The sequence below is a fragment of the Pseudomonas sp. JQ170C genome (genome assembly GCF_035581345.1).
In the GTDB taxonomy this organism is placed as follows: Bacteria; Pseudomonadota; Gammaproteobacteria; order Pseudomonadales; family Pseudomonadaceae; genus Aquipseudomonas.
The window spans coordinates 4,898,417-4,920,911 of sequence record NZ_CP141608.1 but is presented as its reverse complement, the minus strand read 5'-3'; the positions used below and the strand labels follow the sequence as shown (position 1 = coordinate 4,920,911).

Genomic DNA, 22,495 nt, shown 5'->3' with positions numbered 1-22,495 from the left:
CCCATCCGTAATCTGAACCCATACCGGCGCCGCTCAAGGCGCCTTGCACACCGACCTCGACTCAGCATATCCAGGAGTCTGCAATGGCTGAAATCCTCTCGCTCCACGACGCCGTGAAGCAGTTCGTCCACGACGGTGACAGCGTCGCCCTCGAAGGCTTCACCCACTTGATTCCAACCGCCGCCGGGCATGAAATCATTCGTCAGGGCAAGAAAGAGCTGACCCTGGTGCGCATGACGCCTGACCTGATCTACGACCAACTGATCGGTTCCGGTTGTGCCCGCAAGTTGATTTTCTCCTGGGGCGGCAACCCGGGGGTCGGTTCCCTGCACCGCCTGCGCGACGCGGTGGAAAAGCAGTGGCCCCAGGCCATGGAAATCGAAGAACACAGCCACGCCGACCTGGCCAACGCCTACGTCGCCGGTGCTTCGGGCCTGCCGTTTGCGGTACTGCGTGCCTACGCAGGTTCCGATCTGCCCAAGGTCAACCCACTGATCAAGAGCGTCACCTGCCCATTCACGGGTGAAGTGCTGGCCGCCGTGCCGTCGGTTCGCCCGGACGTCACCGTCATCCACGCACAGAAGGCCGACCGCAAGGGCAATGTGCTGCTCTGGGGCATTCTTGGCGTGCAGAAAGAAGCGGCCCTGGCGGCCAAACGCTGCATCGTCACCGTCGAGGAAATCGTCGACGACCTGAACGCGCCGATGAACGCCTGCGTACTGCCCACCTGGGCACTGTCGGCAGTCTGCCTGGTGCCGGGCGGTGCTCACCCGTCCTACGCCCACGGCTACTACGAGCGTGACAACCGCTTCTACCAGGCCTGGGACCCGATTGCCCGCAACCGTGAAACCTTCACCGCCTGGATCGACGAATACATTCGCGGCACCGCCGACTTCAACGAATTCAAGGCAAAACTGGCCAGCGCTTCGGAGGCTGCACAATGAGCTACTCCACCAATGAAATGATGACCGTCGCCGCAGCCCGTCGTCTGCGCAATGGTGCAGTGTGCTTCGTGGGCATCGGCCTGCCTTCCAAGGCCGCCAACCTGGCCCGCCTGACCTCGTCCCCCGACGTGGTGCTGATCTACGAATCCGGCCCGATCGGCGCCAAGCCGAGCGTACTGCCGCTGTCGATCGGTGACGGCGAGCTGGCCGAAACCGCCGATACCGTGGTGCCCACCGGCGAAATCTTCCGTTACTGGCTGCAGGGTGGCCGCATCGACGTGGGGTTCCTCGGCGCCGCCCAGGTCGACCGCTTCGGCAACATTAACACCACCGTGGTGGGCGATTACCACCAGCCGAAAGTGCGCCTGCCAGGTGCTGGCGGCGCGCCGGAAATCGCCGGTTCCGCCAAGCAGGTGCTGATTATCCTCAAGCAGTCCAACCGCGCCTTTGTCGACAAGCTCGACTTCATCACCTCGGTCGGTCACGGCGAGGGCGGTGATTCGCGCAAGCGCCTGGGCCTGCCAGGCGAGGGGCCGGTGGGCATCATCACCGACCTGTGCATCATGGAGCCGGAAGCCGGCACCCACGAGTTCGTGGTGACCTCCATTCACCCGGGCGTGACCCGCGAGCAGATCATTGCCGCCACCGGATGGGCCATCCGTTTCGCTGACGATGTGGCGACCACCGCTGAGCCAAGCGACGTCGAGCTCACCGCCCTGCGTGACCTGGAAGCGCGCACTGCCGCCGCCCACGGCCAAGCGCCAGGAGAAGCCTGATGCGTGACGTATTTATCTGCGATGCCATCCGTACCCCCATCGGCCGCTTTGGCGGTGCCCTGGCCGGTGTGCGTGCCGACGACCTGGCGGCGGTGCCGATCAAGGCCCTGATCGAGCGCAACCCACAGGTGCAATGGGATCAGGTGGACGAAGTGTTCCTCGGCTGCGCCAATCAGGCCGGTGAAGACAACCGCAACGTTGCCCGCATGGCACTGTTGCTGGCCGGCCTGCCGGACAGCGTGCCGGGTGTGACCCTCAACCGCCTCTGCGCCTCGGGCATGGATGCGGTAGGCACTGCGTTTCGCGCCATTGCCAGCGGCGAGATGGAGCTGGCGATTGCCGGCGGCGTCGAGTCGATGTCCCGCGCCCCGTTTGTGATGGGCAAGGCTGACAGCGCCTACTCGCGCAACATGAAACTGGAAGACACCACGATCGGCTGGCGCTTCATCAACCCCTTGATGAAAGCCCAGTACGGCGTCGATGCCATGCCGCAGACCGCCGACAACGTCGCCGACGATTACCAGGTGTCCCGCGCCGACCAGGACGCCTTTGCCCTGCGTAGCCAGCAGCGCACCGCCGCGGCCCAGGCCGCAGGCTTCTTTGCCGAAGAAATCGTGCCGGTGCGTATCGCCCATAAAAAAGGCGAAACCATCGTCGAGCAGGACGAGCACCCACGGGCCGACACCACCCTCGAAGCCCTGACCCGCCTCAAGCCGGTCAACGGCCCGGAGAAGACGGTCACGGCCGGCAACGCCTCGGGCGTCAACGACGGTGCGGCAGCCTTGATCCTGGCCTCGGCCGAGGCAGTGAAAAAGCACGGCCTGACGCCGCGTGCCCGGGTACTGGGCATGGCCAGCGCCGGCGTTGCCCCGCGCGTCATGGGCATAGGCCCGGTGCCTGCGGTGCGCAAGCTGACCGAGCGTCTGGGCGTCGCGGTCAGTGATTTCGACGTGATCGAACTCAACGAAGCCTTCGCCAGCCAAGGCCTGGCCGTGCTGCGCGAACTCGGCCTGGCCGACGACGCACCGCAGGTCAACCCGAACGGCGGCGCCATTGCCCTGGGCCATCCCCTGGGCATGAGCGGTGCGCGTTTGATCCTCACCGCCTTGCACCAGTTGGAGAAGTCCGGCGGGCGCAAGGGCCTGGCGACCATGTGCGTGGGCGTAGGGCAGGGCCTGGCCTTGGCGATCGAGCGGGTGTAAACCAATGACCCCGGACAGGCGGCCCCCACGCAGGGTCGCGGGTCTGGGGTGATTGCTTGTGGAACAAGAGTGTTACTGGTTGTGTCTAGACTCCAGTAACCCTCAAAGAGTGAACTGTCATGACTTCAGCCTATTACACCGGTGAGGAGCGCAGTAAGCGCATCTTCGCCATCATCGGCGCTTCCTCGGGCAACCTTGTGGAATGGTTCGACTTCTACGTCTACGCCTTCTGCGCCATTTACTTCGCTCCGGCGTTCTTTCCCTCCGACGATCCGACGGTGCAACTGCTCAACACCGCCGGGGTATTTGCCGCTGGCTTTTTGATGCGCCCCATTGGCGGTTGGCTGTTCGGCCGCGTGGCCGACCGTCATGGCCGCAAGAATTCGATGATGATCTCGGTGCTGATGATGTGCGCCGGTTCCCTGGTCATTGCCTGCCTGCCGACCTATGCCTCGATCGGCGCCTGGGCGCCGGCGCTGCTGTTGCTGGCGCGGCTGTTCCAGGGCCTGTCGGTGGGCGGCGAGTACGGCACCACCGCCACCTACATGAGTGAAGTGGCCCTGCGTGGCCAGCGCGGTTTCTTTGCCTCGTTCCAGTACGTGACCCTGATCGGCGGCCAGTTGCTGGCGGTGCTGGTGGTGGTGATTCTTCAGCAACTGCTCAGCGAAGATGAACTGCGCGCCTGGGGCTGGCGGATTCCGTTCGTGGTCGGCGCCGTGGCCGCGGTGATTTCGTTGCTGTTGCGTCGCTCGCTGGAAGAAACCAGCAGCGCGCAAACCCGTAACGACAAAGAGGCCGGCAGCATCAGCGGATTGTTCCGCAACCACACGGCAGCTTTTATCACCGTGCTTGGCTACACCGCGGGCGGCTCGCTGATTTTCTACACCTTCACCACTTACATGCAGAAGTACCTGGTGAACACCGCCGGCATGAGCGCCAAGACTGCCAGCTTCATCATGACCGGCGCGCTGTTTCTGTACATGTGCATGCAGCCGCTGTTCGGCATGCTCTCCGACCGAATCGGCCGGCGTAATTCGATGCTCTGGTTCGGGGCCCTGGGCACCTTGTGCACCGTGCCGATCCTGCTGGCCCTGAAGACCGTCACCAGCCCGTTCCTGGCCTTCGTGCTGATCACCCTGGCGCTGTGCATCGTCAGTTTCTATACCTCGATCAGCGGCCTGGTCAAAGCCGAGATGTTCCCGCCGCAGGTGCGCGCACTGGGTGTGGGCCTGGCCTATGCGGTGGCCAACGCTCTGTTTGGCGGTTCGGCCGAGTACGTGGCGCTGGGGCTGAAGTCCATTGGCCTGGAAAACACCTTTTACTGGTACGTTACCGCCATGATGGCCATTGCCTTCCTGTTCAGCCTGCGCCTGCCGAAACAGGCCGCCTACCTGCACCACGACCATTGACCTGTTGAAGGACTTGTAGATGAACCCGCGACCGGGCAATCAGCTGTTCGATGCCTACTTCACCGCCGCCGCCATGCGTGAGGTATTCAGTGACCGTGGCCGGGTACAGGGCATGCTCGATTTCGAGGCTGCCCTGGCCCGCGCCGAAGCGGCCGTGGGGGTGATCCCGCAGGTGGCGGTGGCGCCCATCGAGACCGCCTGCCAGGCCGAGCGCTATGACTATGCAGCGCTGGCCGAGGCCATCGGCATTGCCGGCAATTCGGCCATCCCGCTGGTCAACGCACTGGGCAAGGTGATCGCCAGCGACGTGCCCGAGGCCGAACGCTATGTGCACCTGGGGGCCACCAGCCAGGACGCGATGGATACCGGGCTGGTCCTGCAGCTGCGTGAGGCCTTGGGCCTGATCGAAGACGATCTGCAGCGCCTGGCCGATGCTCTCGCGCGGCAGGCCCAGACCCATGCCGATACGCCGTTGGCCGGACGTACCTGGTTGCAGCATGCAACGCCGGTCACCCTGGGCATGAAGATCGCCGGCTGGCTGGGCGCCGTGACCCGTCACCGCCAGCGCCTGCAAGAGCTCAAGCCACGCTTGCTGACCCTGCAGTTCGGCGGCGCCTCCGGCACCCTGGCGGCGTTGGGTGACAAGGCATTGCCGGTGGCCGAAGCCCTGGCCCGGCAACTGAGCCTGCAACTGCCCGAACAGCCCTGGCACACCCAGCGCGACCGCCTGGTGGAGTTCGCCTCGGTGCTGGGCCTGATCGCCGGCAGCCTGGGCAAGCTGGGTCGCGACGTCAGCCTGCTGATGCAGACCGAAGCTGGCGAAGTGTTCGAGCCGTCGGCACCGGGCAAGGGCGGTTCGTCGACCATGCCGCACAAGCGCAACCCGGTCGGCGCTGCCGTGCTGATCAGCGCTGCGACCCGGGTGCCGGGGCTGGTGTCGACGATGTTTGCCGCCATGCCCCAGGAGCACGAGCGCAGCCTGGGCCTGTGGCATGCCGAATGGGAAACCCTGCCGGAAATCTGCTGCCTGGTTTCCGGTGCGTTGCGCCAGGCCCAGATCATCGCCGATGGCCTGCAAGTGGACGCCGAACGCATGCGCCAGAACCTCGACCTGACCCAGGGCCTGGTGCTGGCCGAAGCGGTGAGCATCGTTTTGGCTCAACGCCTGGGCCGCGACAGCGCCCATCATTTGCTCGAAAGCTGCTGCAAGCGTGCAGTGGCCGAACAGCGTCACCTGCGCGCCGTGCTCGGCGACGACCCCCAGGTGAGCGCCGAACTTTCACCCGACGAGCTCGATCGTCTGCTCGACCCCGCCCATTACCTTGGCCAGGCGCGCGCCTGGGTTGAGCGGGCGCTGGCCGAACATCACCGTTTCAATGCCTGAAGGAGGCTGCAGTGGCACAGGTACAACTCGCCGATGGCGCACTCAACTACCAACTCGATGGGCCTGAAGGCGCACCGGTGCTGGTACTGTCCAACTCCCTGGGCACCGACCTGCACATGTGGGACACCCAGGTGTCGGCCTTTGCCGCGCACTTTCGCGTACTGCGTTACGACACCCGTGGCCACGGCGGCTCGCTGGTGACGGAAGGGCCGTACAGCATCGAGCAACTGGGCCAGGACGTACTGGCGCTGCTCGACGCGCTGAAAATCGAACGCGCGCACTTCTGCGGCTTGTCCATGGGCGGCCTTATCGGCCAGTGGCTGGGCATCAATGCCGGCGCGCGGCTGAACCGCCTGGTGGTGTGCAACACCGCCGCCAAGATCGGCTCGCCAGACACCTGGAATCCGCGTATCGAAATGGTCCTGCGTGATCGCCAGGCAGCGATGGTCGGTTTGCGCGATGCCTCGATCGAGCGCTGGTTCACCCCGGGCTTTTCCTCGAGCCATCCGGATCAGGCCAAACGCATCACCGACATGCTCGCCGCCACCTCGCCAGAAGGCTATGCGGCCAACTGCGGTGCGGTGCGCGATGCCGATTTTCGCGATCAGCTGGGCGAAATCAAGGTGCCGATGCTGGTGGTGTCGGGCAGTCATGACGCGGTCACGCCGCCGTCGGGCGGGCTGTTCATCCAGGAGAATGTGCAGGGCGCCGAATATGCTGAGTTCCATGCCGCGCACTTGTCCAACGTCGAAGTGGGCGAGCCGTTCAGCCGCCGCGTGATCGACTTTCTGCTGGCCCGCTGAGGAGTATTCCGTGGACGAGAAACAACGCTACGAAGAGGGTATGAAGGTGCGTCGCGCGGTGCTTGGCGATGCCCATGTCGATCGCAGCCTGACCAATCTCACCGAGTTCAACGGCGAGTTCCAGGAGATGATCACCCGCCATGCCTGGGGCGATATCTGGACCCGCCCGGGCCTGCCGCGGCATACCCGCAGCCTGATTACCATTGCCATGCTGATCGGCATGAACCGCAATGAAGAGCTCAAGCTGCACCTGCGCGCGGCCGCCAACAACGGCGTAACCCGCGAAGAAATCAAGGAAGTGCTGATGCAGAGTGCGATCTACTGCGGCATTCCGGCGGCCAATGCCACCTTCCACCTGGCCGAGTCGGTGTGGGATGAGTTGGGGGTCGAGTCGCGGAGTTGAGTCTTGTGTTCGAGTGATCGCATCGCGGGGCAAGCCCGCTCCTACGCGCGGTAGGAGCGGGCTTGCCCCGCGATGGCGTAGTCAGACCACAGGCCCGGCATTGCGCTCCACTGCCTGCTTCAGTTCCGGGCACAGCCCCAGCAGGAACGCCAGTTCCGCCACCACGAAAAGAGGCCCGATGATCAGCCCGCTGACATCATCGACAAAGGCCGGTTTGCGCCCTTCGTAGTAATGCCCCACAAACTGGATCACCCAGCCCACCACAAACAACCCAAGCCCCGCGCCCAGCCACACCGGCGTGCTCTGCACGGCCAGGAGTTGCCCGACCCACAGGCACAAGCCCAGCAGCAAGGCCATGATCAGGCCGAAGCGTTGATCCAGGCGCAGGTAAAACCAGGCCGACGCCAATGCCACCAGCAAGGCCGGCGACAGCCACATGCCGGCCATGGCGACCCCCGGGCGTGACAGCAGCACGGTGACTGCCACCACGATCATCGGGATACCGACAAAGTGGGTGACGATGTTGCGCGGGTCACGGTGGTAGGCGGCGTACTGACTGAGGTGTTCGACCAGGGTTTTCATTATTGTTCCTCCTGAGGGGAGCGGGCGGGCCTCACTCCCCTCAGGATAGCCTGCAAGCTAGTCCGGCTGGAACGGTGACTCGCTGAGAATCACCCCGGTCTCTTCGACGTACTTCTGCCACTCGCCCAGCAGCGCTTGCAGCTTGGCCGGTTGCGCCAGGGCCAGGTCGTCGATTTCGCCCGGGTCGCTGGCCAGGTCATACAGCTGCCAGGTGGCCGGCCCCACCGGGCCCGGGATGTACACAGCCTTCCACTGGCCCTGGCGAATGGCCCGGCGGCCAAACAGCTCCCAGCCGGTCACGGTGTTTTCGTCATGCACCTGTTCGGTTTCTCCCGACAGATAGCCCAGCCACGATTTGCCGCGCAGCGGCGCAACATCACGGTCGCGCCAGCGCTTGCCGGGGTGGCGGATACCGGCCAGGTCCAGCAGGGTCGGGGTGATGTCCATCACCGTGCTGAACTGGTGACTGATCTGTCCTTGGCGCGCCAAGGCCGGGTAATGCACCAGCGCCGGGACGCGAATACCGCCTTCGCTGGTGAAGGCCTTGAACAGCCGTGAAGGTGCGGTAGCCGCCTGGGCCCATTGCGGGCCGTACCAGACATAGGAGTTGGCGCGGCCGATGTTTTCCAGGCTGTTGTCGTAGTGCTGGTCCAGGTAACTGGCCAGGTGCGGGCCGAACTTGGGGAAGGCTTCGAGCAGCGCGCCTTCGGCGCCGTTGTCGGACATGAACAGCACCAGGGTGTTGTCCAGCTGGCCCTGGTTGCGCAGGTAGTCCAGCACCCGGCCGATGTTCCAGTCCATGCGCTCGACCATGGCCGCGTAGACCTCCATCGAGCGTGCCGAACGTTGCCGCTGTTCGTCGCTGAGGCTTTCCCAATGGTTATCTACCGGATGGGCGCGGGTGTCGGCGGCGATCAGCCCCAGTTGGCGGAGTTTTTCCAGGCGTTCCTGGCGCAGCACTTCGGGGCCGGCGTCATAGCGCCCTTTGTAGCGGGCGACCACTTCGGCCGGTGCCTGCAGCGGCCAGTGCGGTGCCGAGAAGGGCAGGTAGGCAAAGAACGGCCGGCTCTGGTCGCGCTCCTTGAGGTACTCCAGCAGCTTGTCGCCGAAGGCGTCCGAGGAATAGAAGCCTTCGGGCAGTTGCTCGACGAAGGTCTGGTCCTCGATGTACAGCGCAGGTGTCGACTTGAGCAGGCGCGGGGTCTGCTCGTCGTAGGTCGGCTCGAAGCCGTAGTGGTTGGCCGCGCCGGGCAGCAAGGCAAAGGAGCGTTCAAAACCGCGGGCATGGGGCGCCAGTTCCGCCTTCAGGCCCAGGTGCCACTTGCCGCTCATCAGCGTCTGGTAGCCGGCTTCGCGCAGCAGTTCCGGCAGGGCCACCACGCGGTCATTCAGATAGCCTTCGTAGCCGGGTTTGCCGATCAGCTCCGGCGTCAGGGCTTCGGCCATGGTGCCGATGCCGGCGATGTGGTGGTCGGTGCCGGTGAGCAGCATCGAGCGGGTCGGCGAGCAGGTCGGCGCGGTATGAAAGTCGGTCAGGCGCAGGCCGGCGTTGGCCAGGGTGTCGAGGTTCGGCGTGGCGATTTCGCCACCGAACGCGCCGAGGTCGGAGAATCCCAGGTCATCGGCAACGATGACCAGAAAGTTGGGGCGTTGGCTCATGGTCGGTTCTCAATAGGCAAGGTAGGACAGGGGCAGGTTGTGGATCTGTACCGGTGCGGCCGGCAGGTAGCGGTCATCGGCGGTCAGCTCGTGCAGCAGGGCTTCGCGCAGGCGATGAAAGTCCAGGCTCGAGCGCTGGCGCGGGTGGGGCAGGTCAATGCTGTGGATGTGCTTGATGCGCCCTGGGCGCGGTTCGAGCACCACCACGCGGTCAGCCAGAAACAGGGCTTCCTCGACATCGTGGGTCACCAGCAGGGTGGTGATGCGTGCGCGTTCGCGGATCGCCAGCAACTCTTCCTGCATTTGCTGGCGGGTCAGGGCATCGAGGGCACCGAAGGGTTCGTCGAGCAGCAGGATGCGCGGGCTGGCCACCAGGCCACGGGCAATCGCCACCCGCTGGGCCATGCCGCCGGACAATTGGTGCGGATAGGCCTGGCTGAAGTCCTCGAGCCCGACCAGGGCGATGTAATGGGCAATCCGCTGGTCGCGCTGTTCGCTGCTCAGCGGCTCGTTGACCAACCCCAGGGCGATGTTTTCCCGCACTGTCAGCCAGGGAAACAGGCGATGTTCCTGGAACACGATGCCGCGCTCGCGGCCGATACCGGTCAGCGGCTGGCCGTCGATCAGGATCTGCCCCTGGTAGTCGCTGTCCAGGCCGATCAACAGGCGCAGCAGGGTCGACTTGCCGCAGCCGCTGGCGCCGACGATGGCGACGAATTCGCCGTCGGCGATGTGCAGGTTGAAGTCGCGGATGGCTTCCAGCTCGCCGCCGGCCACCGCAAAGTGTTTGCCGACCTGATTGAAGCTGACCAAGGGATGGGCAAGGGCGTTCATGCTCGTCTCCAGCGCGTGGCACGCGATTCGATGTGTTGTCCGAGGGCGCCCAACAGCGCGCCAGTGAGGCCGACCAGAAGCATGGCGGCCATGATCAGGTCCATGCGCAGCAGTTGCTGGGCGCCGATCATCAGGCTGCCGATGCCGCCCCCGGAGGGCATGAAGTATTCGGCGCCGATGGTGCCCAGCCAGGCGTAGATCAAGCCTATGCGCAGGCCGGCGAAAATCCCCGGTGCCGCCCCCGGCAGCACCAGGCGCAGCAAGCGCTGGCGCAGGTTCAGGTGCAGCACCCGGGCGGCCTCGTCCAGTTGCGGGGAACGGTTGGCGACGCTGCGCTGGGTGGCGATGAACAGGGGGAAGAAGGCGGCCAGGCCGACGAATACCCACTTGGCCAGTTCGCCGAGGCCGAACCAGGCCGTGAGCAATGGCACCCAGGCAAAGATTGCGATCTGCCGAAGCCCGGCCAGGGTAGGGCCGAGCACGCGTTCGGCAGGGCGCGACAAGCCCAGCCACAGGCCCAGGACAAACCCCAGCCCGCCACCGAGCAGCAGCCCGCCCAGGGCGCGGCCGACACTCACCGCCAGGGCCGAGGTGAGCGAGCCGTCGAGCACACCGTTGCAGGCGGTGCTCAGCACTTGCCAGGGCGCGACCAGGATCTGCGCATCAACCCACTGCAGTTGGTTGGCCAACTGCCAGAGCAGCAGTAACCCCAGCGGCAGCCACAGCGCGTGCAGGCGCTCGACACCACGCAGCTGCTGCACCCGCAGTTGCGCCCCGGCCGGATGCGGCCAATGCACCAGGCGCCGGTCCAGCCAGCCCAGGCCACGGTCCATGGCAAAGCCAAGCAGGCCGATCACGGCGATGCAGACGAAGACGATATCGAGCATGAACAATTGCCGCGCCCAGACCATCAGGTAACCGATGCCTTCGCTGGAGGCGAGCAGTTCGACCGCCAGCAGCGATGACCAGCCGGTAGCCAGGGCCAGGCGCACACCGGCCAGGAAGGCGGGCAAGGCGGCCGGCAGGATCAGCCGGGTGATGAGTAAAGGCGGCGGCAGCCTGAGCACTGCCGCGGCTTCACGCAGGCGCGGCTGGGCATCGCGCACGCCGACCAGGGTATGCAGGGTGACCGGGACAATGATCGCCTTGACCAGCACCACCAGCTTGAGCAGCTCGCCGATGCCGAACAGCACCATGAACAGCGGCACCCAGGCCAGGGTCGGGATCTGCGCCAAGGCGTTGAAGGTGGGCAGCACCAGGCGCTCGGCGCGGCGGCTGAAACCCAGCCAGGCACCTAACACCGCGCCGCTGACAACACCGGCCAACAGCCCTAGCAGCAGGCGTTGCAGGCTGATTGCCAGGTGCGCCCACAGCTCGCCTCGGGCTAGCTCTAGCCCGCTCTGCCAGACCAGGCTGGGGGCGGGCAGTATCTGTTCGCTCATCCACTGGTTTCGGCTGGCCAACCACCACAGCAGGGCCAGGCCCAAAGGCAGGTACCAGGCCTGCAGCCGTGCCCAGGGCAACCTGCCGGCCACGCTCGGACGCTGCGCAGGCGCGCTCAGCGAGGGGCTGGAAAATGATGCTCGGGCCATGGCGGACCTCCGTGGATTGAAATTTACATATTCCTTTCGGATATATTTTTCTTTGTATCAATGCGAATAGTTCATAAGAGTGTGCATTTAAACCAGGTGCCCAACGCCGTATCCAATGCCTTTGAAGCATATTTTTCGTGTGCCACAGGCATCGTTCGGCGCAAGCCCCGTGGTAGCTCGCTTATGTTTATCAGTTATTAAAATGTAATTTATTAGTATTTATTTGAAGGTGCTGGATGTGGTTAGCGTGGCCGCACCACTACAAGGAGTCGCGTGCCATGAACCTGTCGATCAACCGTGTTTTCAGTCTGTTTGCCGCCCCCGCCCTGGCTGCCGTGGTCGGTTGGCTACCGCCGCTGGCCCAGGCCAGTGCCGTGCGGGAAATCCGTATCGCCGTGCCGGACCTGAGTGCGGGTACGCAAAATTCGGGGGGCGGGGTCAGTGATGTGCTGCGCAATCAGCAGTTGCTGGAAAAAGCCTTTGCCGCCGACGGCATCACCATCCAGTGGAACTACTTCAAGGGCGCGGGCCCGGTGATCAACGAAGCCTTCGCCAACGGCCAGGTGGATTTCGCCTACCTGGGGGATCTGGCCGCCATCATCGGCAAGGCCAATGGTGTCGACACGCGCTTGCTCTCGGCCACCGCGCGGGGCGTCAAGCATTACCTGGGCGTGGTGCCCGGCAGCGATATCAAGACCCTGCAGGATCTCAAGGGCAAGCGTGTGGCGATCTTCCGTGGCACTGCCAGCCAGCTGTCGTTCGACGCCGCCCTGGCCAGTCAGGGCTTGAGCGAGAAGGACCTGAAGGTGATCAACCTGGACTTCAACGCCGCCGTCGCCGCCCTGGCCGCCCGCCAGATCGATGCCACCTGGGGGCTGTCGGGGCTGACGGCCCTGCAGGCACGCGGCCTGGCCGATCTGCCGCTCAACACCCGCGACCTGGGCGGTGCCGGCAGCATCCAGGCGGTGCTGGTGGGGGCGGGCGCGTTTGTCGATGCGCATCCCGAGCTGGTTCAACGCCTGCTCGATACCCAGCAGCAGGCGGTGCAATGGTTGAGCGACGAGGCCAACAAGGACGCCTATATCCAGCTGGTGTCAGGGTTGGCGAGCTACCCGAAAGTGATCCTCGAGCGTGACTTGCAGGACGAGCCGCTCAAGCACACCTTCCGTTCCAGCCTGGACCAGCCGTTCCTTGACCAGTTGCAGGCGTCGGTCGACCTGGCCGCCGAGCAACGCCTGATCCGCAAACCGTTCAAGGTTGCCCAGTGGCTGGCCCCACAGGCTATCCGGCCAGCACCTGTAGCGCTGGCTGCTGATCGAGGCTGATCAGGGTGTCGATCATCGCCTTCGCCGCTGGCGACAGGCGATAACCGCTGCGGCTGACGATGCCGCAGCGGGCGTTGAGGCTGTCCAGGTTGGCCGGCAAATTGCGCCAATGCAGGCGAATCAGGCGACCGTGCTGGATCTCGTCGGCGAAGGCCTCCTCGGTACCGATGCCGATGGCGTCACTGCCCAGCACCCGGCGTACCAGGGTTGGCAGGTGTTCGGTTTGCAGCTGCGGGGTGAAGTCGGTCTTGCCGCTGAGATTGGCCAGGAGCTTGCGCACGCCGGGCGGGATCAGCGTGGTGGCCAGCGGGTAATCGAACATGTCGTTGGTCGACAGGCTGTCCTTGGCCAGCAAGGGGTGCCCCGGGCGGCAGAAGAACAGCCCGCGGCGGGGGCTCAGCGGCAAGGTGTGGAAGTTGGGATCGGCCTCGAACTGGCGGATATCGGCCACGAAAAACTCGATTTCCTCCCGGTTCAAGGCCCGGCTGAGCTTTTCCCAGTTATCCACTTCAAGGCTGGTGCGCACCTTGGGGTGGGCGTCGAGAAACTGCGCGAGCGCCCGGGGCACCAGGTGCACGGCAGGCGCCGGGCCGCAACCGAAGTGCAATTCGCCGGCGTCGAGCTTGGTCATCTGCAGGACTTCGCTGTTGAGCAGGGCTGCGCCCTGCACCAGGCGCAAGGCGTGCTGCAGCACCACCTGGCCTTCGGGGGTCGGGCGCAGGTCCTTGTTGCCGCGGTCCACCAGCACACACCCGAACTCTTGCTCCAGGCCCTGGATGCTGCGGCTGAAGGCTGGCTGGGTGATGCCCATGGCGTCGGCCGCGCGGACAAAACTGCGGTGTTCAGTGAGGGCGATGAAGTAACGCAGTTGGCGAAGATCCATATGCTTTCCCGGCATTCCAAAAATACGGCGAAGGTATTTGCCGCCACGAAGGCTCAGGTTTTAAATGCAAGCTCTTATTCCGTCAATGAAGCACTTGCAAATTTGTTAGAGCTTATTTGCATATAGATAGCGCAAGTGTTTCATCGGCACTTTTCGCAAAGCAGCCAGATGAGGGTCATACCATGAGCAATGCCGCACGCGCCGTAGCATCCGTCAGCCATGCGCTGGACATCCACCCGGTCGCCGGACGCATCGGTGCCGAGATCCGTGGGGTGCAGTTGAGCGCCGACCTTGAACCTGCCGTGATCGAGGCCATCCAGGCCGCGCTGGTGCAGCACAAGGTGATCTTCTTCCACGCCCAGCAGCACCTTGATGACCAGGGCCAGGAGGCCTTTGCCCATCTGCTCGGCGAGCCGATTGCCCACCCCACGGTGCCGGTGCGCGAAGGCACGCGCTACGTGCTGGAACTGGATGGCGGCGAAGGGCGCCGGGCCAACTCCTGGCACACCGATGTAACCTTCGTGGATGCCTATCCCAAGGCGTCGATCCTGCGTTCGGTGGTAGCGCCAGATTTTGGTGGCGACACCGTATGGGCCAACACGGCGACGGCCTATCAGGACCTGCCGGCCGAGTTGCAGGCGCTGGCCGATCAGCTGTGGGCGGTGCACAGCAACGAGTACGACTACGCGGCGGCCAAGCCGAACGTTACGCTGGAGCAGCAGGAGAGCTATCGCCGGATCTTCACCTCAACGGTGTATGAAACCGAACACCCCGTAGTGCGCGTGCATCCGGTCAGTGGTGAGAAGACCCTGCTGCTGGGCCACTTCGTCAAACGCCTGAAGGGCTACTCGCAGTTTGATTCCACCCACCTGTTCAATCTGCTGCAGAGCCACGTTACCCGCCTGGAGAACACCGTGCGCTGGCGCTGGCAGGCCGGTGACGTGGCGATCTGGGACAACCGCGCCACCCAGCATTACGCGGTGGATGACTACGGCACCCAAGGGCGCGTGGTGCGTCGGGTGACCTTGCAGGGGGATGTGCCGGTGGGGGTGACCGGGCAGCGTAGCCGGACCACGCGCGGGGTCTGATAGCAATCGCGGGGCAGGCCCGCTCCTACCGGGTAGGAGCGGGCTTGCCCCGCGAGGGTTTCAGAGAATGCTGATCGGATAGCTGACGATCAGGCGGTTCTCATCAAAGGCATTGCTGCTGTAGTCCCGGCGCATGGTCGAGTTGCGCCATTTAAACGACAGGTTCTTCAGGGCGCCGGACTGGATCACATAGGCCAGCTCCGACTCCCGCGCCCATTCCTTGCCATCGGTGATCGCGCTAGTGTGCACGTTGTCACCGCTGATGTAGCGGTTCATCAAGGTCAGGCCCGGTACACCCACCCCGGCAAAGTTGAAGTCATGACGCACTTGCCACGAGCGCTCCTGGGCGTTGTCGAAGCTTGAGTTGTAGCTGTCGTTGGCCAGGGTACCGCCGCTGGTGCCGTTGACCCGCATCCAGGCATCATCGCCACTGACTTTCTGCAGACCGACGTAGAAGGTGCTGGCCCCATAGCGGGCCGAGAGCAGCGCCGAGGCGGTGCGGTTGTCCAGGTCGCCTGCGCGGGCGGCGCCGTCTTCCTTGCCGATGAAGTAGCCAAGGTTGGCGCCCAGGGTCCAGTTGCCCAGCGGCTGGCTGTGTATCAGGTTGATGAACTGTTGGTTGTAGATGTCTTTGAGCTCGGCGTTCCACAGGCCTATCTGGGTACGTTTGTCGTTGAAGCTGTACTCGCCGCCGGCAAAGTTGAAGCGGTCGGAGGTGAAGGCCGCGCGGCCGTTCATCGACATGTCTTCCATGCTCGCGTCGTTACGCGGGCTGTTGCCGCGGAACTGGCCGGCGTACAGGGTCAGCCCGGCAATTTCCTGGGACGTGACTTGCCCGCCACGGAAGGTCTGGGGCAGCGAGCGGCCGTCGTCCGAACGCAGGATCGGCAGCACCGGCATCCATTCCCCCACCTTCAGCTCGGTGTTCGACACCTTGGCCTTGAGCGCCACGCCCAGGCGACCGAAGTCATCGGCCGGGCGGCCGTCATCATGCACCGGCAGCAGATTGGTGTTTGCCGTGCCCCGGCCGCCGTCGAGCTTGACCGAGTACAGGCCCAGCACGTCCACGCCGAAACCGACCACGCCCTGGGTGAAGCCGGAGCGGGCGTCGAGGATGAAGCTCTGGGTCCATTCCTCGGCCTTGCCCTGGGGGTTGGCGGGGTCGACGAAGTTGCGGTTGATGTAGAAGTTGCGCAGGTTGAGGCTGGCCTTGGCGTCTTCGACAAAGCCCCCTTCGGCCGCGAAGGCGGGCAGGGCGCAAGTCATGGCCAGCAGGCCGGGAAGCAGGTGTCGTGCGGGTGGGAGTGCGGTCATTTTGTATGTGTCTCTTGTTTTTATGTAAGCCGAAGCCATCCGCTGTGACGGTTAACGGTCACAGGCCGGGCAACGATCTTTGGGTAGAAACGTGGGAGAAGCTGCGAAGGATGGTGCGGTGGCGGGTGGGGGTGAATCAATTCGTTACAGGCGGAATCGGGCGATAATCGAACGCTAACTGGTTGGTTAGTTTTGGCTGGATCGCGGGGCAAGCCCGCTCCTACTTTGAGCTGGCATAAAAAAACCCACCGCAGGGGTGGGTTTTTTCATTCGGCTAACGCTTAGCTTTTTGGCGAATCAACCGCAGCCTGCTGCTGCGCCTGACCGGTCTGCTCGTACCAGCCGCCACCGAGGGCCTTGTACAGGTTGACCTCGCTGACCAGCTGCGACAGACGATCGCTGATCAACGCCTGCTGGGTGTTGAACAACTGACGCTGGGCGTCGAGGAAGGTCAGGTTGCTGTCGACACCAATGCGGTAGCGACGCTCGGCCAGGCGGTAGTAGTCCTGGTTGGCGGCGACCAGGTCGCGCTGGGCCTGCAGCTGATCGTTGAAGGTCTTGCGCGCGGCGAGGCCATCGGAGACTTCCTGGAAGGCGGTCTGGATTGTTTTCTCGTATTTCGCGACGTTGATGTCCTTCTGGATCTTCGAGTAGTCGAGGCTGGCGCGCAGGGCACCGGCGTTGAAGATCGGCAGGTTGATCTGCGGCTGGAACAGCCAGGTGCCCGATCCACCCTTGAACAGTCCACCCATGTCGGGGCTCAGGGTCCCGGCGTTGGCGGTCAGGCTGATGCTTGGGAAGAACGCTGCACGGGCCGCACCGATGTTGGCGTTGGCGGCCTTGAGCAGGTGCTCGGCTTCCTGGATGTCCGGACGACGTTGCAGCACCTCGGACGGCAAGCCGGCCGGTACTTCGGCCAGCACATCGCTGTCCAGGCTGCGCGCCGCCGGCAGGTCGGCCGGCAGGCCGGTGCCGACCAGCACGGTCAGGCTGTTCAGGTCCTGGGCGACCAGGCGCTGGTACTGGGCCAGCTTGACCCGGGCACCTTCAACCGAGGTACGCGCCTGGCTCAGGTCCAGGGCCGAAGCCACACCCACTTCGTTGCTGCGCAAGGTCAGCGCGTAGCTTTCCTCGTACGTCTTGAGGGTGTCTTCGGTCAGCTTGAGCAGGGCCTGGTCGGCCTGCCAGGTGAAGTAGGCGTTGGCAACGCTGGCCACCAGGCTGATCTGGGTAGAACGCCGGGCCTCTTCGCTGGACAGGTAGATTTCCAGTTGCTGCTCGGTGAGGCTGCGCACCCGACCGAACAGGTCCAGCTCGTAGGAGCTCACCCCGAGGGTGGCCGAGTACTGGCTGGTGATCTCGGAGTCACCGGTCTGCGACAAGTTGGCCGGCATCCGCTGACGGCTGCCGCTGCCATTGGCGCTGACTGCCGGGAACAGGTCAGCCCGCTGGATGCGGTACTGCGCCCGGTAGGCATCGATGTTCAGTGCCGCGACCCGAAGGTCGCGGTTGTTGACCAGCGAGGCCTGGATCAGTTGCTGCAGCGCCGGGTCATTGAAGAACTGACGCCAGCCCTGCTCGGCGGCGGCCACATCCGCCGACTCGGTCGGCGAATAGGCAGGGCCTTGCGGCCACTGCGCGGCCACCGGCGAGTCCGGGGTCTGGTAGTCGGGGATCAGCGAGCAGCCGCCAAGAATGAAAGCGGTTACCGCCAGGGACAACAGGGACTTACTCATTGCCCAGCCTCATAGCGTGGAGTTTCAGGTGCGGCGTCTTCTTCAGGCTTCTTGCTGCCGAACATCGACGACACGGTAACGAAGAACAGCGGTACCCAGAAGATGGCCAGTACGGTGGCGGTCAGCATGCCGCCGATTACCCCGGTACCGATCGCATGCTGGCTGCCCGAGCCCGCACCGCTGGAGATAGCCAACGGTACCACGCCGAGAATGAACGCCAGCGAGGTCATGATGATCGGCCGCAGACGCATCCGGCAGGCTTCGATGGCCGCATCGATCAGGCTGCGGCCCTGCTCATGCAGTTCCTTGGCGAATTCGACGATCAGGATCGCGTTCTTCGCCGCCAGACCGATGGTGGTCAACAGGCCCACCTGGAAGTACACGTCGTTGGACAGGCCGCGCAGGCTGGTAGCCAGCAGCGCACCGATGATCCCCAGCGGTACCACGAGCATGACCGCGATCGGAATCGACCAGCTTTCATACAGCGCCGCCAGGCACAGGAACACCATCAGCAGCGACAGGGCGTACAGCGCCGGCGCCTGGGAGCCCGACAGGCGCTCCTCGTACGACAGGCCGGTCCAGGAGTAGCCAATACCTGCCGGCAGTTGCGCGGCAATGCGCTCGACCTCGAGCATGGCCTCACCGGTACTGTAGCCAGGCGCCGGTGCACCGAGGATTTCCATGGCTTCTACGCCGTTGTAACGCGACAGCTTCGGTGCACCGTAGATCCATTCGCCGGTGGCGAAGGAGGAGAACGGCACCATCTCGCCAGCGGCGTTGCGCACGTACCACTTCTGCAGGTCTTCCGGGCTCATCCGCGAGCCAGGCTCACCCTGGATGTACACCTTTTTGACCCGACCGCGGTCGATGAAGTCGTTGACGTAGCTGGCACCCAGGGCAATCGACAGGGTGTTGTTGATATCGGCAATGGTCACGCCCAGGGCACTGGCGCGCTCGTCGTCGACGGTCAGCTGGTACTGCGGTTCATCGTTCAGACCGTTCGGACGTACTGCCGAGAGGATCTTGCTTTGAGCTGCGAGGCCCAGGAACTGGTTACGCGCTTCCATCAGCTTGTCGTGGCCGACACCGGCACGGTCTTGCAGGAACACGTCGAAACCGGTGGCGTTACCCAGCTCCAGTACCGCAGGCGGGGCAAAGGCAAACACCATCGCGTCGCGGAAGCTGAAGAAGTGCTGCTGGGCACGGGCTGCCAGGTTGAACACGTTGTTCTCGGCAGAACGCTCGCCCCACGGCTTGAGCATGATGAAGGCCATGCCCGAGCTCTGGCCGCGACCGGCGAAGTTGAAGCCGTTTACGGTGAACACCGAGGCAACGGTATCGGCTTCCTTGTCGAGCAGGTAGGCACGCATTTCATCGATCACCACCTGGGTCCGTTCGGCACTGGAGCCGGCCGGGGTCTGCACCTGGGCGAAGAGTACGCCCTGGTCTTCCTCGGGGAGGAACGCGGTGGGGATGCGCATGAACAGCCAGATCATGCCGACCATGATCAGCAGATAGGCCAGCAGGTACGGCGCCTTGTGACGCAGGATGTTGCCCACGCCGCGCTCGTAGCTTTTGACGCTGCGGTCGAAGTTGCGGTTGAACCAGCCGAAGAAGCCGCGCTTTGGCGTGCCATGCTCACCCTTTGGAATCGGCTTGAGCATGGTGGCGCACAGGGCCGGGGTGAAGATCAGCGCAACGATGACCGACAGGGCCATGGCCGACACGATGGTGATCGAGAACTGCTTGTAGATCACACCGGTGGAGCCACCGAAGAACGCCATGGGCAGCAGTACCGCCGAGAGCACCAGGGCGATACCGACCAGGGCGCCCTGGATCTGGCCCATGGACTTCTTGGTGGCTTCCTTGGGTGACAGGCCCTCTTCGGCCATTACCCGTTCGACGTTCTCCACCACGACGATCGCATCGTCCACCAGCAAGCCGATGGCAAGCACCATGCCGAACATGGTCAGGGTGTTGATACTGAAGCCCGCCGCGGCCAGGATGCCGAAGGTGCCGAGCAGTACCACAGGCACGGTCATGGTGGTGATGATGGTGGCGCGGAAGTTCTGCAGGAACAGGTACATCACCAGGAACACCAGCACGATCGCTTCGATCAGGGTGTGGATTACCCCGCTGATCGACTCGGTCACAACGGGCGTGGTGTCGTACGGGAACACCGCCTTCATGCCTTCAGGGAAGAAGGGTTCCAGGTCGCTGATGGTCTTGCGCAGGGCTTTGGCGGTGTCCAGGGCGTTGGCCCCGGTTGCCAGCTTGACCGCCAGACCGGAGGCCGGCTTGCCGTTGAACTGGGCGCTGACGGCGTAGTTCTCACCGCCAAGGCCTACGGTGGCGACATCTTTCAGGCGTACTTGCGAGCCGTCACGGTTGACCTTGAGCAGGATCTTCTCGAACTGCTCGGCGGTCTGCAGGCGGGTCTTGCCGATGATGGTGGCGTTCAGTTGCTGGCCGGGCAGGGCAGGCAGGCCGCCAAGCTGACCGGACGATACCTGGACGTTCTGCGCCGCCACGGCGGTGCGCACATCGACCGGGGTCAGCTGGAACTTGTTCAGCTTGGCCGGATCGAGCCAGATGCGCATCGCGTACTGGGCACCGAACACCTGGAAGTCACCGACACCTGCGGTACGCGAGATCGGGTCCTGCATGTTGGAGACGATGTAGTTGGCCAGGTCGTCCTTGGACATGCTGCCGTCTTCGGATACCAGGCCGATCACCAGCAGGAAGTTCTTCACTGCCTTGGTCACGCGGATACCCTGCTGCTGTACTTCTTGCGGCAGCAGCGGGGTAGCCAGGTTCAGCTTGTTCTGCACCTGGACCTGGGCGGTGTCGGGGTTGGTCCCCTGCTCGAAGGTCGCGGTGATGGTCATGCTGCCGTCGGAGTTACTTTCCGACGATACATAACGCAGGTTGTCGATACCGTTGAGCTGCTGCTCGATCACCTGCACCACGGTGTCCTGCACGGTTTGCGCCGAGGCGCCCGGGTAGGTCACGGCGATGGCGATGGCCGGCGGCGCGATGCTTGGGTACTGGTTGATTGGCAACTTCAGGATCGACAATGCGCCGACCAGCATGATCACCAAGGCGATCACCCAGGCAAAGATCGGGCGATCGATAAAAAATCTCGACATGGTTTACTCCCCTTTGGCCCCTGCAGTCTTTGCATTGGCCTGGGTTGGCTGAGCAGGCTTGACGTTGGTGGCTTCGCTGACCTTGACCTCGATACCCGGCTTGACGAACTGCAAGCCTTCGGTGATCACGCGGTCACCGGCGTTCAGGCCTTCGGAGATCAGCCAGTCGCTACCGACGGTACGCGTGGCCTTGAGTTGGCGCAGCTCGACCTTGTTCTCCTGGTTGACGATCAGGGCGGTTGGCTGGCCCTTGAGGTCGCGGGTCACGCCTTGTTGCGGGGCGAGGATCGCCTGGGCGTTGACACCGGCCTTCAGCCGCGCGTGGACGAACATGCCGGGCAGCAAGTTGTGCTCAGGGTTCGGGAACACGGCGCGCAGGGTCACGGAGCCGGTGGTCGGGTCGACCGAGACTTCCGAGAACTCCAGGCGGCCTTCCTGGCGATAGGTGCTGCCGTCTTCCAGGGTCAGGGTGACCTTGGCGGCGTTGTCGCCGACTTTCTGCAGCTGGCCGCTTTCCAGTTCACGGCGCAGCTTGAGCAGCTCTGCCGAAGACTGGGTGACGTCGACGTAGATCGGGTCAAGCTGCTGGATCACCGCCATGGCGTCGGCCTGGCCGTTGTTGACCAGCGCGCCTTCAGTGACTGCGGAGCGACCGATACGGCCACTCAGCGGCGCCAGGACCTTGGTGTAGCGCAGGTCGATCTGGGCGCTGCGCAGTGCAGCCTCAGCTTGCAAACGTTTGGCTTGTGCGTCGTCGTATTCCTGGCGGCTGACCGCTTGTTCGGCTACCAGCTGCTTGTAGCGCTCGGACAGCGAACGGGTCGATTGCAGGTTGGCCTGAGCGCTTGCCAGGGTCGCTTCGTACACCGAAGGGTCGATCTGGTAGAGCTGCTGGCCTTCCTTGACCTCGGTGCCTTCCTTGAACAGGCGCTTGAGGATGATGCCGTTGACCTGGGGGCGCACTTCGGCGATACGGTAGGCAGTGGTACGCCCCGGCAGATCGGAGGTGAGGGTATAGGCTTGGGTTTGCAGGGTGACGACGCCGACCTGAGGAACTTGCGCTACTGGCGCGGCCTCTTCCTTTTTACAGCCGCTGAGCAGTGTTGCCAGGGCGACGGCGGATACCAGAGCGGTAACAGCTGGCTTGAATTGCATGAAGATCCTCGGGTCGCAAGAGCTGAAGACGCTCAAGAATAAATGGAAAGGATGCGAATAGAAAAAAAGTTGTCGTGTGGATAAATAGCTTGCTAAGGAATATACTTACATTCATGGTTGTTTGTAAATACCTTGCAGGCGATGCCCCACGTCGTCGCAAGCCCAGAATCTAACCGGTAACAACCTGTAAAAAGTTGATCCGGCTCAGCCCCCAGGTGCCCGTGCATGCACCCGGGTTTTGATGAGGTCGTACTGCC

General features: G+C 63.9%; 18 protein-coding genes. 9 read left to right on the top strand and 9 right to left on the bottom strand.

Features of this window, described 5'->3' with window-relative positions; translation table 11 throughout:
* Positions 1-83: 83 nt before the first annotated feature.
* The 7 genes from U9R80_RS22335 to pcaC all read left to right on the top strand — a co-directional run bounded on the left by U9R80_RS22335 (position 84) and on the right by pcaC (position 6,921).
* Complete coding sequence (locus U9R80_RS22335) at positions 84-944, top strand: CoA transferase subunit A (RefSeq protein WP_028943361.1); 861 nt, start codon at positions 84-86, stop codon at positions 942-944.
* Entirely contained in the window at positions 941-1,720 is a 780-nt protein-coding gene (locus U9R80_RS22330; RefSeq protein WP_301840354.1) for a CoA-transferase subunit beta, read from the top strand. Before U9R80_RS22335 ends, U9R80_RS22330 begins: the two co-directional genes overlap by 4 nt.
* Positions 1,717-2,922: a 3-oxoadipyl-CoA thiolase gene (gene pcaF, locus U9R80_RS22325; protein ID WP_301840429.1), complete on the top strand. Its 1,206-nt coding sequence runs from the start codon at positions 1,717-1,719 to the stop codon at positions 2,920-2,922. The genes U9R80_RS22330 and pcaF overlap by 4 nt, the downstream gene beginning before the upstream one ends.
* 119 nt (positions 2,923-3,041) lie before the next feature.
* Positions 3,042-4,331 (top strand): MFS family transporter, encoded by a 1,290-nt coding sequence (locus tag U9R80_RS22320; RefSeq protein WP_301840356.1) that lies wholly within the window; start codon positions 3,042-3,044, stop codon positions 4,329-4,331.
* A 19-nt stretch (positions 4,332-4,350) separates the two neighbouring features.
* Positions 4,351-5,715, top strand: coding sequence for a 3-carboxy-cis,cis-muconate cycloisomerase (locus tag U9R80_RS22315; RefSeq protein WP_301840357.1), 1,365 nt, complete (start codon positions 4,351-4,353; stop codon positions 5,713-5,715).
* Positions 5,716-5,726: 11 nt separating this feature from the next.
* A complete protein-coding gene (gene pcaD, locus U9R80_RS22310; protein ID WP_301840359.1) occupies positions 5,727-6,518 on the top strand; it encodes a 3-oxoadipate enol-lactonase in 792 nt (263 codons plus the stop codon).
* A 10-nt stretch (positions 6,519-6,528) separates the two neighbouring features.
* Positions 6,529-6,921, top strand: a complete 393-nt coding sequence (gene pcaC, locus U9R80_RS22305) for a 4-carboxymuconolactone decarboxylase (protein WP_301840360.1) — start codon at positions 6,529-6,531, stop codon at positions 6,919-6,921.
* Between the two features lie 81 nt (positions 6,922-7,002).
* Here pcaC and U9R80_RS22300 read toward each other — a convergent pair whose 3' ends face one another.
* Genes U9R80_RS22300 through U9R80_RS22285 form a run of 4 tightly spaced genes read right to left on the bottom strand, consistent with a single transcriptional unit; the run spans position 7,003 to position 11,588 of the window.
* A complete protein-coding gene (locus tag U9R80_RS22300) occupies positions 7,003-7,503 on the bottom strand; it encodes an Mpo1 family 2-hydroxy fatty acid dioxygenase (RefSeq protein ID WP_301840361.1) in 501 nt (166 codons plus the stop codon).
* Between the two features lie 57 nt (positions 7,504-7,560).
* Complete coding sequence (locus tag U9R80_RS22295; protein ID WP_301840362.1) at positions 7,561-9,162, bottom strand: arylsulfatase; 1,602 nt, start codon at positions 9,160-9,162, stop codon at positions 7,561-7,563.
* Between the two features lie 9 nt (positions 9,163-9,171).
* Positions 9,172-9,996: an ABC transporter ATP-binding protein gene (locus U9R80_RS22290; protein ID WP_301840363.1), complete on the bottom strand. Its 825-nt coding sequence runs from the start codon at positions 9,994-9,996 to the stop codon at positions 9,172-9,174.
* Positions 9,993-11,588 (bottom strand): ABC transporter permease, encoded by a 1,596-nt coding sequence (locus tag U9R80_RS22285; RefSeq protein ID WP_301840364.1) that lies wholly within the window; start codon positions 11,586-11,588, stop codon positions 9,993-9,995. The genes U9R80_RS22290 and U9R80_RS22285 overlap by 4 nt, the downstream gene beginning before the upstream one ends.
* Before the next feature lie 278 nt (positions 11,589-11,866).
* On the opposite strand from U9R80_RS22285, the gene U9R80_RS22280 reads away from it, so the two are divergent.
* Positions 11,867-12,913, top strand: a complete 1,047-nt coding sequence (locus U9R80_RS22280; RefSeq protein ID WP_301840366.1) for an ABC transporter substrate-binding protein — start codon at positions 11,867-11,869, stop codon at positions 12,911-12,913.
* Here U9R80_RS22280 and U9R80_RS22275 read toward each other — a convergent pair.
* On the bottom strand, positions 12,870-13,796 hold the full coding sequence (locus tag U9R80_RS22275) for a LysR family transcriptional regulator (RefSeq protein ID WP_301840367.1): 927 nt from the start codon (positions 13,794-13,796) through the stop codon (positions 12,870-12,872). The two genes, U9R80_RS22280 and U9R80_RS22275, sit on opposite strands and share 44 nt — an antisense overlap.
* 182 nt (positions 13,797-13,978) lie before the next feature.
* Between U9R80_RS22275 and U9R80_RS22270 the strand changes: the two genes are divergently transcribed.
* Positions 13,979-14,884, top strand: a complete 906-nt coding sequence (locus U9R80_RS22270) for a TauD/TfdA dioxygenase family protein (RefSeq protein WP_301840370.1) — start codon at positions 13,979-13,981, stop codon at positions 14,882-14,884.
* 60 nt (positions 14,885-14,944) lie between these two features.
* Here the strand turns inward: U9R80_RS22270 and U9R80_RS22265 are convergent, their stop codons facing one another.
* The 4 genes from U9R80_RS22265 to U9R80_RS22250 all read right to left on the bottom strand — a co-directional run bounded on the left by U9R80_RS22265 (position 14,945) and on the right by U9R80_RS22250 (position 22,238).
* Positions 14,945-16,198: an OprD family porin gene (locus U9R80_RS22265; protein ID WP_301840372.1), complete on the bottom strand. Its 1,254-nt coding sequence runs from the start codon at positions 16,196-16,198 to the stop codon at positions 14,945-14,947.
* A 281-nt stretch (positions 16,199-16,479) separates the two neighbouring features.
* Positions 16,480-17,934, bottom strand: coding sequence for an AdeC/AdeK/OprM family multidrug efflux complex outer membrane factor (locus U9R80_RS22260; protein WP_301840374.1), 1,455 nt, complete (start codon positions 17,932-17,934; stop codon positions 16,480-16,482).
* Positions 17,931-21,083, bottom strand: a complete 3,153-nt coding sequence (locus tag U9R80_RS22255) for an efflux RND transporter permease subunit (protein ID WP_301840375.1) — start codon at positions 21,081-21,083, stop codon at positions 17,931-17,933. Before U9R80_RS22255 ends, U9R80_RS22260 begins: the two co-directional genes overlap by 4 nt.
* Positions 21,084-21,086: 3 nt before the next feature.
* Positions 21,087-22,238, bottom strand: a complete 1,152-nt coding sequence (locus tag U9R80_RS22250; RefSeq protein WP_301840376.1) for an efflux RND transporter periplasmic adaptor subunit — start codon at positions 22,236-22,238, stop codon at positions 21,087-21,089.
* Between the last annotated feature and the right edge of the window lie 257 nt (positions 22,239-22,495).

Bases quoted from the DNA above. Each gene is read 5' to 3' on its own strand.
- U9R80_RS22335 (WP_028943361.1), top strand. From the start codon at position 84: ATGGCTGAAATCCTCTCGCTCCACGACGCCGTGAAGCAGTTCGTCCAC.
- U9R80_RS22330 (WP_301840354.1), top strand. From the start codon at position 941: ATGAGCTACTCCACCAATGAAATGATGACCGTCGCCGCAGCCCGTCGT.
- U9R80_RS22320 (WP_301840356.1), top strand. From the start codon at position 3,042: ATGACTTCAGCCTATTACACCGGTGAGGAGCGCAGTAAGCGCATCTTC.
- U9R80_RS22315 (WP_301840357.1), top strand. From the start codon at position 4,351: ATGAACCCGCGACCGGGCAATCAGCTGTTCGATGCCTACTTCACCGCC.
- U9R80_RS22300 (WP_301840361.1), bottom strand. From the start codon at position 7,503: ATGAAAACCCTGGTCGAACACCTCAGTCAGTACGCCGCCTACCACCGT.
- U9R80_RS22295 (WP_301840362.1), bottom strand. From the start codon at position 9,162: ATGAGCCAACGCCCCAACTTTCTGGTCATCGTTGCCGATGACCTGGGA.
- U9R80_RS22290 (WP_301840363.1), bottom strand. From the start codon at position 9,996: ATGAACGCCCTTGCCCATCCCTTGGTCAGCTTCAATCAGGTCGGCAAA.
- U9R80_RS22285 (WP_301840364.1), bottom strand. From the start codon at position 11,588: ATGGCCCGAGCATCATTTTCCAGCCCCTCGCTGAGCGCGCCTGCGCAG.
- U9R80_RS22280 (WP_301840366.1), top strand. From the start codon at position 11,867: ATGAACCTGTCGATCAACCGTGTTTTCAGTCTGTTTGCCGCCCCCGCC.
- U9R80_RS22275 (WP_301840367.1), bottom strand. From the start codon at position 13,796: ATGGATCTTCGCCAACTGCGTTACTTCATCGCCCTCACTGAACACCGC.
- U9R80_RS22270 (WP_301840370.1), top strand. From the start codon at position 13,979: ATGAGCAATGCCGCACGCGCCGTAGCATCCGTCAGCCATGCGCTGGAC.
- U9R80_RS22265 (WP_301840372.1), bottom strand. From the start codon at position 16,198: ATGACCGCACTCCCACCCGCACGACACCTGCTTCCCGGCCTGCTGGCC.
- U9R80_RS22260 (WP_301840374.1), bottom strand. From the start codon at position 17,934: ATGAGTAAGTCCCTGTTGTCCCTGGCGGTAACCGCTTTCATTCTTGGC.
- U9R80_RS22255 (WP_301840375.1), bottom strand. From the start codon at position 21,083: ATGTCGAGATTTTTTATCGATCGCCCGATCTTTGCCTGGGTGATCGCC.
- U9R80_RS22250 (WP_301840376.1), bottom strand. From the start codon at position 22,238: ATGCAATTCAAGCCAGCTGTTACCGCTCTGGTATCCGCCGTCGCCCTG.